The sequence below is a fragment of the Gilliamella sp. BG2 genome (genome assembly GCF_046635645.1).
Taxonomy (GTDB): Bacteria; Pseudomonadota; Gammaproteobacteria; order Enterobacterales; family Orbaceae; genus Gilliamella; species Gilliamella bombi.
On sequence record NZ_JBIDFF010000039.1, the window covers coordinates 1 to 11,675 of the forward strand.

Below are 11,675 nucleotides of genomic sequence, written 5' to 3' on the forward strand. Positions count from 1 at the left end.
CATTTGCTGTTTAAAATCATCTGTGAATGTTCGTCTTTTGCGTTTAATCTTATTCATATTTGTTCCTTTTTTAGTTGGGATAAGTTTACCTTACCCCTTAAAAAAGTTGTATGATTTAGTGTAGCCGATCCACGTTAAGCCTCCTATAGGGGATGAATTATTTTAGGGGGGTAAAATCACGTTGCACAAATCAGCATGCAATGCTTATTTCATTTGAAACAGTGACATACTTTGCATAGTCATAAAGGTATATTGTGCAGCTTGTAAATTAGCTTGTAGCATTACATATTCTGAAATGGCTTCGTACCAATCGACATCTTCAAGTTGGCTGATTTGAGTTTGAAATTCAATATCTAATGTTTTACCCAATGTGGTTAATCTGTCAATTTCTGATAATACCGAGCCACCTTCTGCTCTAAGTGTCGAAATATTATTAAAAGAATTGTCTACTCCATGACGTGCTTTTGATAATCCAGATCTAAATTGTTCAACGGTATCATCATTATCATAATCTAGATCTATTTTTAATGCCTCAATTGCATAATCAATACTTGCAAATATGTTACTTTCTGCTGGTGAACCATCAGATTCTTTAACATTTGAGCCAGTCATAAATACTTGAATACCTGTAAAACTTAGCGATATTTCTCGCGAGTCATCGATTAATACATTGATAGAAGTTGTACCGCCTACGTAACTCACTTCACCTGATTCATTCATAACAAAAGGAGGTGTATCGTTTTTCTTACCAGCAAAAAGATAGTTACCATTAGTGTCTTTTGCATTAGCTAATGATAAAAGTTGATCTTTCAAACTTTGTAATTTATTAGCAAGATCGAGTCTATTTTCTTCATTTAAGGTTTCATTTGATGCATAGACCAATGTTTCCTGAATTGCTTGGATAACAGTATTGGCTTCCGATAAGATCGTATCTTGGCGACTAAGTGATTTATCGGCATTTTCGCGTGTTGCTTGAAACTGTTCATTTTGTGCTTGCGCTTGCTTTATTATTAATGATTGTGAAGCTCCCATTGGATCATCAGAAGGAGTTAAAATCTTTTTACCTGTTGCCAAATGCAACCCTGATTTTTGCCATTTGCTGTTGGTGTTTAAAATACTGTTTAAGTTTTTTTGATAAATTGAGTTTGTGCTAAGGCGCATTTTTTATCCTTTAATCATTTAGTTAAACCTAAAATGGTATCAAATAGTGTTGTTGCCGCATCAATCACTTTGGCATTTGCTTGGTAATACTGCATATAAACCTGCATAGAGATATACTCTTCTTCAATATTAACCCCTGAAATCGATTGATTTTGTTCATAAATTTGCTGAGTTATATTTTTGCTTGATTGAGCAGAAATTTTTGCTGTTTGAGTTTCACTACCAATATAGTTAGTTAAGCGGGTATAAGCACTTTTTAATGTTGTTGTACCATTAACAAGTTTTTCATGTTGGATTTCTAATAATTTGGTTACATTGCGATTATCACCAGCACCATTTTCTTCATCGTTAATACCTGTTGCTAGTTTATTTACATCTTTCACTAGCAGTTGTAATGACGAAGCAATATCGGCAACAGGTTTTATGATAAACGAATCTCCATTAACCGCATTACCACTTATCTCAATGGTCAGTCCATCAAAAAACAATTTACCATCTTTGATTTCAGGAGTAATTAGCTGATGATCAGATAATCTTGTGGCGATCCAATTATTACCATCAAATTCTATTTTATAATCAGAAGCTTTTACTTCATTCAAAGCATTAAACTCAATTTTGGCTGAAGCATTACCTTGGTTTTTAGTATTTGTGACACAACTAGGATGATTGTAATCAAACAACTTTTCACCTTGATTACCATTAATATCAATACCCGACATATGCACTTCATTAAAACGTTCTGCTAAATTTAATGCAATTAAGCCTAGTTGATTGCGGGCTTCGGTTAATGGTCCATCACGAAAGGTTAATAAGCCGTGTAACGTACCTGATGTAATGTTTTGGCTTGTCAATTCTTGTGTTGCACCTGAAGGGTGAGTATAAATAATAGTATTTAAAGAAGGATCATCTGTTGAAGGTTGTACTGATAATAAGTTAATAGAAGAGCCTTGAACTAAATTTAAACCATTAGCGAGCGAAAGATTATATTGTCCATTTTGTTCAGTAACGGTAATGCCAATGATTTCGCTTAATTCATTGACTAACTGATCGCGTTGGTCAAGTAATGCATTAGGTTCATTTCCACCGCCTACCGACTGTAGTTGTGATATTTTTTGATTAAGTTCGGCAATTTGTTGAGTATAGGTATTAACTTTATCAACATTACTATTTAATTCAGTATTAACGTTGGCAATTTGGTTCTTTAAATTTGTTTCTGTTTTATTAAATTGGCTAGTTAAAGATGTCAGATCACTAATAACAGTTTGTTTTGTCGATGCATCACTAGCATTTGATGCAAGTTTATTTAAACTGGCAAAAAGATTATTGATTTGAGATGAAATACTATTGTCATTCTCTGCTAACAGATTATCTACTTTAGATAATTCATTATAATAAGCCTTGATAGAACCATTTTGTGATTGTGATTGTCGCAGTTGTCCTACAACAAAATTATTAAAAGCGCGATTAACAGATGATACACAAACACCGTTACCGACAAACCCAAAACTATGCTGAGTTCCATTTGCTTGGCGTAAAATTTGTTGTTGACGATTGTAACCAGTTGTATGAGCATTACTAATATTATTACTTATTACATTCAGCATATTTTGTGCTGCATTTAACCCACTAATACCAGTATTCATTAATGAATTCGCCATAAAATCCTCTCAATATAGTTTGAGTTCATAATATCAATTAAAATAAGTCTTTTTTATATCGGGTTAAATTCACAAAACTTTAATAATTGTTATGCGTGTTTTAAAAAAGTTTTCAAATAAATTCATTTTTTCAAAAATGAATTTATTCTGATTTAGTCCGTTGTGATTGTCTTAAAAAATCGGTTCCGGTCATGTTATTTTCTTCTTCAATATACTGCTGTGCTATTTTATTCAAAATTAAGATACTGATACGGCGATTAGCATCTTTACTATAGTTAGGATTGTTTAAATTCACTGTATCGGCAAGTGCAATAATTCGAATAATTTTATTTGAGTCTAACCCACCAGCTATAAGCTCTCTTCTTGACGAATTAGCTCTATCTGCAGATAGTTCCCAATTGCTATATCCTCTATCACCTGTTGTATATTGGCGTTCATCAGTATGGCCTGACAAAGTGATTTTATTTGGTAAGGAATTGATAATCGGCGCTAATGCATGCAGAATTTCTTGCATATTAGGATCAATGGTTGTACTACCAACATCAAACATGGGTTTATCATCTGAAGCTAAAATTTGAATCCGTAACCCCATTTCAGTTAATTCAATAATAAGATTAGGAGCTAATTTCTTTAGACGTTCATCAATTTCAAAAATATCATAAATTTTACGTGCCGCTTCAATCATCTGTATTTTTTCAAGTTGCTGTTTCTCAACTTCATTCTGTGATAGGGTAGAATGATAGCTCTTTTCTTCACCAAGTTGTTTACTAACATCATCACCACCACCAGGAATCGGACTTTCACTATCGCTAATATTTTTACCACCATTGTAGCCAAGAATTAAAGGGGTTCTAAAGTATTCAGCAATCCCTTTCAATTCTTGAGGGGTAGATGTAGAAATTAACCACATGACTAAAAATAACGCCATCATTGCGGTCATAAAGTCGGCATAAGCGATTTTCCACGAACCGCCATGATGTCCACCACCATGCCCTGATTTTTTCTTTATAATTATTCTTACAGATTTATCTTTCATTATTCTTTATTTTCATTTGGATTAGATTTTTTGTCTTTAACTTCTTGTATGTATTTTTCTAATTCAAAGAATGATGGCCTTTCATGAGAAAATAACGTTTTTCGCCCAAATTCAATACAAATTTGTGGCGCATAATCATGCATGCTGGCAATAAGTATTACTTTGGTACATTCTAGAACTTTCACTGTATCGGCGTTTCTTTGTTTTAATAAAGCAGCTAATGGCGAAACAAAACCATAAGCAAGCAAAATTCCTAAAAAAGTTCCTACCATAGCATGAGCGATAAGCTCACCGAGTTCACTTGCTGGTCTATCAGCTTGAGCAAGTGTATTAATTACGCCCATTACAGCAGCGACGATCCCAAATGCAGGTAGGCCATCACCAATTCCTGAAATGGCATCTACAGGTTTTTCAAGTTCGTGGACAAATGTTTCAATTTCTTCACTCATCAGTGTTTCTATTTCAAATACATCCATATTGCCACTAATCATAAGACGTAAGTAATCAGTGATAAAATCACAAATTCTTGGATTAGCTAAAATAAGTGGATATTGTTTAAATAATTCACTTTCATGCGGATTATCAATATCTGATTCAATGGATAGCCCTCCACTTTGGCGAATCTTCGTCAAAATGGTATACATAAAATTAATGAGTGTTAAATATAGATTCTTATTATATTTGGATGTTTTAAACAATTGACCTAAAGACTTAAGTGTGGCTTTTATTGTTTTTTGTTCATTACTAACAATAAAAGCGCCTATAGCAGCACCACCAATAATTAGCAATTCGAGTGGCTGAAATAGTACGGCTAAATAACCACCACTGAGTACATAGCCAAGTAGCGCCGAAGCGATCACTACGATATATCCTATAACTATTAGCATTGACTTTCTTCTTTCTCCATAAAATAACGGCTGAATTGCTTTAATATTTATTTAAGCAGTGATCTGTTTGGCAACTGATAAATTTAAATAACTTGGTTTCGATAACACTTTCATGCATTTTTCGTCGTTTTCTTTTTGTGTTTTATTATTCTTATCTGCCCTTGATGGAGGCTGACATAAACTGCAAGTAAAAGTATTTTGCGGATGATAAGCGTGTGTAATAAAACGTCCACAACATGTGTTACAACATGATTGTTGCATTATTTTCTTTTCGACAAATTTGACTAATATCCACGCTCTGGTTAAACCTAAAACAGGTTTATCCTTATGTGATGAAAATTGGCATTGCTCTAAATAAAGTTGATAAGCTTTTAAGATAGTTTGAATGCCTGATTTTAGACCATTTTTAACTAAATAAGAGTATGCGTTATAAAAAATACTCGCATGGATATTAGGTTCCCATGTCATAAACCACGAGGTTGAAAATGGTAATAGACCTTTAGGTGGAGGACAACCTTGAATCTCTTTATAAAGCTTGATAAGTTTATTTCGACTTAAGTTGGTTTCACTTTCCAGCATTTGAATTCTTCCACCTAGGGAAATCAATTTGATAGCGAGTTGAGTTTCCTCATATTTTTGAATAATACTTGTACTTGTCATCTTAGTTCCTTAGCTACTTATTGATTGAATCTAATAGCAAACTTGATAAAAGAATTCCTGTATGCATCTGTTTAATATCACCAATGCGAGATTCTTCAGTAAGTTTTTTCATCATTTCAGCATTTTCAAATCGTAACTGAAAAGTTAATTGATTTGTTTCTGATAGAATCAACATTTGAGATGTGTTTAAACGGCTAAGTATGTCAGCAGTTTCTTCGTCAATACCTAATCGATACATTGCCATAACTTTATCTTTTTCAATCATTTTCTGGCTTAATAGTAGTGTTGATAGATTCAAATGATGTATACATTTAAGAATATCGTCATCTAATAAATTTCCCAATTTAGTCACCAATTCATATTTGTTTTGTTTCGCATAAAAAAACGAATAACTAGTAAAATTAAATAGTATTAGTTTTTTTTTGCTTAAAATTACATTTTTAAATGCAAAAGGTCAATAAAAAAATAATTTCAATTATTTTTTCTTTTAATTACACTTTATTTTAATTGCCTTTTTATATTTTCTAAAAATTAACTTTACTTTGTATTCTTTTGATCGCTTGGCTATGTAATTGGCTTACTCTTGATTCACTGATATTCATTACTTTACCAATCTCTTTTAAATTGAGATCTTCTTGGTAATAAAGTGATAAAACAAGTTTTTCCTTTTCTGGTAGTCTTTCTATTTGTTGAATAATTGTGTTACGAATTTCCTCATCTATTAGCGCTGAAAAAGGATTATTATCTTCATCACATTTAATAATGGTATCAATGTTATCACCCAGTTTTTTATGAATTTCATCATACGAACATATTTGGCTATTATTTGAATCTAATAAAATTTTTCGGTATTCGCTTATAGGTAATTCTAAGTATTTAGCAATTTGATAATCACTAGGGGGTGCACCTAACTTCTGTTCTAATTCATTAATTGCAGTTGTAACATCTCTAATTTTTTTACGAGTTTGTCTTGGTAACCAATCACGGCTACGTAGTTCATCAAGCATTGCTCCTTTAATTCTTGGTATGGCAAATGTAGCAAAAGCGCTGCCTTGAGATGAGTCATAACGTTTTATAGTGTCTAATAAACCGATATAGCCAACTTGTAATAAATCATCAAGTTCGACCGTTGCTGGTAAACGGACAGCTAATTTTAAAGCTTCATTACGCACCAAATGAATATATTGCTGCCAATCGATTTGGTGAATTACACCGCGTGAGTTATATAAGCTATCATCCATTTTTGAACCAATGTTAAAAAAATATCTAACATTATTATGACGATGGTTAGCAAATTTAATGGGTTGAATAAAGGGCTAAAAAATAGCTAATTATCATTATTAGCCATAACCGCATTATAAAATGCCGTTATGGCTATCATGACTATATGACAGAGTTAAAATAACTAAAAATCAAAATAGAATTATTGTAATAAAGAAAGTACAGATTGAGGTACTTGGTTCGCTTGTGCTAATACAGATGTACCTGCTTGTTGTAAAATTTGACCACGAGTCATGTTTGATACTTCTGTTGCATAATCCGCATCTTCAATACGGCTACGTGCAGAACTTAGGTTATTTACAGTATTGTTAATGTTGGTTACTGTTGATTCGAAACGATTTTGCACCGCACCTAGTTGCCCTCTTAATGCATCAATTTTTGATAATGCAGTATCAATTGTTTTTAATGGATCTTCTGTTGGTGAATCAGATACGTTAAATCCATTTAAACCAAGTTCAGTGCTATCAATTTTTTTCAAATTGATTTCAATGGTTTCGCCGTCATTTGCACCTACTTGAATTTTAAGAGTTTTATCTTCAGATAATACTTTAGAACCATTGAAATCAGTTTGGTTAGAAACACGATCAATCTCATCTAGACGTTGATCAATTTCATTTTGAATTGATACTAAATCACTTTCAGAGTTGGTACCATTTGCCGCTTGAACAGTTAATTCACGAATACGTTGTACGTTGTTGTTGATTTCGTTTAATGCACCTTCAGTAGTTTGTGCAAGTGAAATACCATCATTTGCATTACGAGCAGCTTGTGTTAATCCTTTGATGTTTGATGAAAAACGGTTAGCAATTGCTTGACCTGCTGCATCATCTTTAGCGCTATTAATACGCATACCTGATGAAAGGCGCTCAATAGAAGTACTAAGAACGCTTTGAGAATTGTTAAGGTTATTTTTTGCCATTAAAGACATTGTATTTGTATTAATTACTTGTGCCATTTTTATCTCCAATAATATAAATATTAAAATCAACAAGATATTTAAATTTAATTCAATATTCTTGCTGACAAATAACTTATCGGTAACAAAACAGGGAACTTTAATATTTTTGATGATTATTTTTTTATAGTAGCAGTTTAGTTGCAAATTAAAATAATATTATTAAATAAATCATAGTGTTATTTTTTTTAAAATTTCCCAATGATTTTTTATTCAAAAAAATAGATTGTTATCAATTTATTAAATAAATATTTAAAAGAAGACTAAATTTTTTTAATTGTCAGCCGATATAAACAATATTGAATAATTGTTATAGGTAGATTAAATCATGGCAATGAGCGCATTAGGCATTGGTTCTGGAATCGATCTTAATGGTATTTTAGATCAACTAGAAGTGGCTGAAAAAACACGTTTAACCCCAATTACAACGCAACAAAAAGCAATTAATGCGAAAATTAGTGGTTTTGGTAAATTAAAAAGTGCATTAACAACATTTAATACTGCAACGGAAAAACTTCAAAAAAAAGAGCTTTTTCAAAGCCGAATAGCAACAGGAAATGACAATTATTTTTCGGTAAAAGCAAATAGCAAAGCAGCATTAGGTAATTATACAGTGACAGTTGATCAATTAGCGACATCTCATGGTATTGCTACATCGACGATCAATGATAAAAATGCTAAGTTAGGTAATGATAACCAAACGCGAACTATTACGATTGAACAAGCTAATGGTCAAAAACTTGATGTAACCTTATCTCAGGATGAGACATCTTTGCAATCAATAGCAAATGCCATTAATAATGCCAAAGTTACTAATGAAGATGGAACAACCAGCCCTTCAACAATGAATGCTGCCATTATTCGTTCTGGAGCAGATGGTTATCAATTAGTCATCACATCGAAAGAAACAGGTGAACAACAAAGCATTACTTCTATTTCATCAGATGACGAAATGTTAAATAATGTTATTGGATTTGATATTAATCAACCTAGCAATAGTCATATGAATGAAGTTGCAAAAGCGCAAGATGCTAAATTTTCGTTTAATGGTATTGCCATAACTAGTAATTCTAATACTGTTAAAGATGTGGTTCAAGGTGTGGATATTACATTAAAACAGACCACAACAATTAGTCAGAATCTTGCTATAACAGCGGATAATGAAAAAGTGGAAGAAGCCATTAAAGAATGGGTCGAGGCATTTAATCAATTACAAACAACAATATCAACATTAACAAAATTCACCGCAGAAGAGACAAATTCAAAAGAACTAAATAGCAATAATGGTCCACTTATTGGGGATTCAACATTACGTAATATAGATCAAAGTATCCGCTCAATATTTGCCAAAGGGCAAGACGGAGAATTTTCTGTTTTAGCTCAAATCGGCATTAACATGGACAAAAATGGCATGTTAACGATTAAAGAAAGCGAGCTACAAAAAGCACTCAGTGAAAACAGTGAAGCGGTGGCAATATTATTTACTGGTGATGGTAAAACAACGGGTATTGCTAATGAAATTTTTTCCAAAGTGAAAGGGTTTATTGATAGTGATGGCATGATTGATTCAGCAACCAATGGCTTAAATTCTACCTTAAAATCATTAGATAAACGGCATGAACAAGTAAGCAGTTCTATTGAGCAAACTATTGAGCGTTACCGAGTTCAATTTACTAAATTGGATATTTTAATCAACTCATTAGATAGTATGAGTAATTATTTAACTACCCAATTTGATATGATGGCAAATTTAAAAAAATAGAGAATAGTAATGTATAAAATGGGATCTCATGCTTACGAGCAAGTGAATTTAGAAACACGTATTAGTCAAGCGTCTCCCCATCAATTGATTGTCTTATTATTTGATGGTGCACTTAACGCCATTAAATTGGCTAGCTTATATATTCAAAAAGGCAATATTGTTGGTAAAGGTAACGCAATTTCTAAAGCGATTAATATTGTTGATAATGGTCTTAAAAGCTGTCTAGATTTAGAAAAAGGCGGTGAAATTGCCGAAAATTTAGATCGTTTATATCACTATATTAGCCAACAATTGTTATTGGCTAATTTACATAATGATCAAGAAAAATTACAGACTTGTTTCGATTTACTTAACAATATTGCTGAGTCGTGGCGTGAGATAGCTAAGTAAAAAAGGATGATTATGCAAGGAAATAACTTATTAGAACAATACGAACAATTCAACTATGTTGTGGAACAAATGTTGGTTAATGCACAGAATGAAAAATGGGACTTATTGTTGAGTTGGCAGGCAAAATACCTTCAATTATCGAAAGGTATTATGTTGGTTGATGATTTTGCAAAAATTGAAAACTTACCATTGCAACATCAAGACATGATTAGAATGTATATCAAAAATATACTTAGCTATCAGCAGCAGTTAACCCAATTAATGATTACTCGTCATTCTCAGCTTAGAGAGTTGATTGGTAAGCATGCCGATTATCAAACTAAAATTGGTAGCTATCAAAAAATTGCCTGTATAATGTAAGTCTGTGGATGCTTTGTTTGAATCTTATTCATCGATAGGAACCAACCAAGCATTCCGTTAAACAGCCTTAATCAATATTGCGATTTAAAATAATTAACTCTTTGTTTTTTGAGTGATTGTCTTCTTCTTTTCCGTAAAAAACAACAGTATAATTGGCATCTTTGGTTTTGACGATCTCACTAATGATTAATTCTTTTGTAGATAATTTAAAAACTTCTTTTGTGTGCAAGTTTATATAACAACCTACGGTTTCTTGATAAAAGGCTTCGATCACCTGATTATTTTGAATTGTAATCCAACCATTACCGATTTCATCAGTGAATCGAATAACAAACGTTTCTGCAGCAACTTTTATCGGTTCCCAAATAGAATAAATTAGCCTTTCCATATCAAACAATAAATTTTGTTCTATTTTTCCTTCGGGTGAAATATTGATTAAATAAAACTTACCTTTTTCATCAATACCTAAGATACTTGATGTATAAGTAAAACTTAAATTCAATACGCAAGTTAGATAAAAACGTTTTCCTATGTTTATATTTCTTGATTGTAAATCGCTCCCCATTTCATCAATTTGACGATGTAACCAACCATTGTCAACACAAGCAAGTAGATGTATTTGATTATTCAAAGAATCAATAAAAAGTTTGTTATGTTTTGGAAGCGGAATTTTATTGGTATAGGTTTTTTTTATATCATCATTTTTAAATTCAACTGCAATCAATTTATCTGGTTTTGTCTCTGAAAAAAGATCAACATAATGGAAAATAGAAAAATCATGACATATCCCCTTAAAATCGCCGACAATAGGGCGTTTGGGCTTTGGATAGATGATATTTTCTCTATCAAATAATGGGAGCATAATTTCTAAATCTTTATCTGGATGGTACACAGTAATAGACACATAATCCTTACCAGTAGGGCTGACAAAAAAATGGGGGGTAATGCCATCTGATTCATGATAATAATGCGTGTTTTTTTTATCCAGATCAATTACGACATATATAACTTTATAATCATCCCCGTTTTGCGGATAAAAATTAGCAGCAATAACAAGCTTCTCTTGATAACAAATAGCCTCAGTTATAGAAAAACCATCAAGCGATGTTGTCAGAACAATGAGTTGCCCTAATGTTGGGTAATTGAGATGCTGTTCATTTAAAGAAATATTGGTTTTTTTTAGTGTTATCATTTTGGATTTTTAATACATTTCATTGGTTGTTTTTATTAAATGACGGCATTATGTCGTTATTTTTTTTAATAGTACAGTAAAAATGGTAAAGTTTTCTGAGCCATCAGTTGATAACAAAAATAATATATTTAGTAGGGCAACAAGCATCAAAAATATGACCGATGCTTATTTTAAACTTGAATCGTGTGATGAGTTGATTATCGCATTTAGACCAGAATTAATAGGGCGTGTTGATCTTTCGTGATTATTTTTTAGGCGGCATGATGTGAGTTATAATAATTCTGTCAAAAACAACCATAACTCGATTCATCATGCCAAGAACAATGCTAACAG

The 11,675-nt window shown here is 32.1% G+C and carries 13 protein-coding genes; 4 read left to right on the forward strand and 9 right to left on the reverse strand.

Annotated features, from left to right (window positions below; translation table 11 throughout):
• Positions 1-204: 204 nt before the first annotated feature.
• From flgL to ACGH6Q_RS11240, 8 genes are all read right to left on the reverse strand, one after another.
• Complete coding sequence (gene flgL / locus ACGH6Q_RS11205) at positions 205-1,161, reverse strand: flagellar hook-associated protein FlgL (protein ID WP_085164723.1); 957 nt, start codon at positions 1,159-1,161, stop codon at positions 205-207.
• A gap of 14 nt (positions 1,162-1,175) precedes the next feature.
• Entirely contained in the window at positions 1,176-2,819 is a 1,644-nt protein-coding gene (flgK, locus tag ACGH6Q_RS11210; protein ID WP_065590617.1) for a flagellar hook-associated protein FlgK, read from the reverse strand.
• 142 nt (positions 2,820-2,961) lie between these two features.
• Positions 2,962-3,855: a flagellar motor protein MotB gene (gene motB, locus ACGH6Q_RS11215; protein WP_065590618.1), complete on the reverse strand. Its 894-nt coding sequence runs from the start codon at positions 3,853-3,855 to the stop codon at positions 2,962-2,964.
• Positions 3,855-4,742 (reverse strand): flagellar motor stator protein MotA, encoded by an 888-nt coding sequence (motA, locus tag ACGH6Q_RS11220; RefSeq protein WP_065590619.1) that lies wholly within the window; start codon positions 4,740-4,742, stop codon positions 3,855-3,857. The genes motB and motA overlap by 1 nt, the downstream gene beginning before the upstream one ends.
• A gap of 51 nt (positions 4,743-4,793) precedes the next feature.
• Positions 4,794-5,402 carry a flagellar transcriptional regulator FlhC gene (gene flhC, locus ACGH6Q_RS11225; protein ID WP_296317772.1) on the reverse strand — a complete coding sequence of 203 codons (609 nt, stop codon included), beginning with the start codon at positions 5,400-5,402 and terminating at the stop codon, positions 4,794-4,796.
• Between the two features lie 13 nt (positions 5,403-5,415).
• Positions 5,416-5,745: a flagellar transcriptional regulator FlhD gene (gene flhD, locus ACGH6Q_RS11230; RefSeq protein ID WP_034909475.1), complete on the reverse strand. Its 330-nt coding sequence runs from the start codon at positions 5,743-5,745 to the stop codon at positions 5,416-5,418.
• A gap of 181 nt (positions 5,746-5,926) precedes the next feature.
• Positions 5,927-6,643: an RNA polymerase sigma factor FliA gene (locus ACGH6Q_RS11235; protein WP_065590621.1), complete on the reverse strand. Its 717-nt coding sequence runs from the start codon at positions 6,641-6,643 to the stop codon at positions 5,927-5,929.
• Positions 6,644-6,825: 182 nt separating this feature from the next.
• On the reverse strand, positions 6,826-7,638 hold the full coding sequence (locus ACGH6Q_RS11240; protein ID WP_065609921.1) for a flagellin: 813 nt from the start codon (positions 7,636-7,638) through the stop codon (positions 6,826-6,828).
• Between the two features lie 328 nt (positions 7,639-7,966).
• Between ACGH6Q_RS11240 and fliD the strand changes: the two genes are divergently transcribed.
• The 3 genes from fliD to fliT are packed head-to-tail and all read left to right on the forward strand — an operon-like array spanning position 7,967 to position 10,150.
• Positions 7,967-9,400, forward strand: a complete 1,434-nt coding sequence (gene fliD, locus ACGH6Q_RS11245) for a flagellar filament capping protein FliD (protein ID WP_411592846.1) — start codon at positions 7,967-7,969, stop codon at positions 9,398-9,400.
• 9 nt (positions 9,401-9,409) lie between these two features.
• On the forward strand, positions 9,410-9,790 hold the full coding sequence (gene fliS / locus ACGH6Q_RS11250) for a flagellar export chaperone FliS (RefSeq protein WP_034909484.1): 381 nt from the start codon (positions 9,410-9,412) through the stop codon (positions 9,788-9,790).
• 12 nt (positions 9,791-9,802) lie between these two features.
• Entirely contained in the window at positions 9,803-10,150 is a 348-nt protein-coding gene (gene fliT, locus ACGH6Q_RS11255) for a flagellar protein FliT (protein ID WP_085164715.1), read from the forward strand.
• 67 nt (positions 10,151-10,217) lie between these two features.
• Here the strand turns inward: fliT and ACGH6Q_RS11260 are convergent, their stop codons facing one another.
• Complete coding sequence (locus tag ACGH6Q_RS11260) at positions 10,218-11,342, reverse strand: hypothetical protein (protein ID WP_411592847.1); 1,125 nt, start codon at positions 11,340-11,342, stop codon at positions 10,218-10,220.
• A gap of 82 nt (positions 11,343-11,424) precedes the next feature.
• Between ACGH6Q_RS11260 and ACGH6Q_RS11265 the strand changes: the two genes are divergently transcribed.
• Complete coding sequence (locus tag ACGH6Q_RS11265; protein ID WP_411592848.1) at positions 11,425-11,586, forward strand: hypothetical protein; 162 nt, start codon at positions 11,425-11,427, stop codon at positions 11,584-11,586.
• The last annotated feature ends 89 nt before the right edge of the window (positions 11,587-11,675 follow it).

Excerpts from the sequence above, each read along its gene's own strand:
- motB (WP_065590618.1), bottom strand. The coding sequence starts at position 3,855 with ATGAAAGATAAATCTGTAAGAATAATTATAAAGAAAAAATCAGGGCAT.
- ACGH6Q_RS11235 (WP_065590621.1), bottom strand. The coding sequence starts at position 6,643 with ATGGATGATAGCTTATATAACTCACGCGGTGTAATTCACCAAATCGAT.
- flgK (WP_065590617.1), bottom strand. The coding sequence starts at position 2,819 with ATGGCGAATTCATTAATGAATACTGGTATTAGTGGGTTAAATGCAGCA.
- fliD (WP_411592846.1), top strand. The coding sequence starts at position 7,967 with ATGGCAATGAGCGCATTAGGCATTGGTTCTGGAATCGATCTTAATGGT.
- flhC (WP_296317772.1), bottom strand. The coding sequence starts at position 5,402 with ATGACAAGTACAAGTATTATTCAAAAATATGAGGAAACTCAACTCGCT.
- flgL (WP_085164723.1), bottom strand. The coding sequence starts at position 1,161 with ATGCGCCTTAGCACAAACTCAATTTATCAAAAAAACTTAAACAGTATT.
- motA (WP_065590619.1), bottom strand. The coding sequence starts at position 4,742 with ATGCTAATAGTTATAGGATATATCGTAGTGATCGCTTCGGCGCTACTT.
- fliT (WP_085164715.1), top strand. The coding sequence starts at position 9,803 with ATGCAAGGAAATAACTTATTAGAACAATACGAACAATTCAACTATGTT.
- ACGH6Q_RS11240 (WP_065609921.1), bottom strand. The coding sequence starts at position 7,638 with ATGGCACAAGTAATTAATACAAATACAATGTCTTTAATGGCAAAAAAT.
- ACGH6Q_RS11265 (WP_411592848.1), top strand. The coding sequence starts at position 11,425 with ATGGTAAAGTTTTCTGAGCCATCAGTTGATAACAAAAATAATATATTT.
- ACGH6Q_RS11260 (WP_411592847.1), bottom strand. The coding sequence starts at position 11,342 with ATGATAACACTAAAAAAAACCAATATTTCTTTAAATGAACAGCATCTC.
- fliS (WP_034909484.1), top strand. The coding sequence starts at position 9,410 with ATGTATAAAATGGGATCTCATGCTTACGAGCAAGTGAATTTAGAAACA.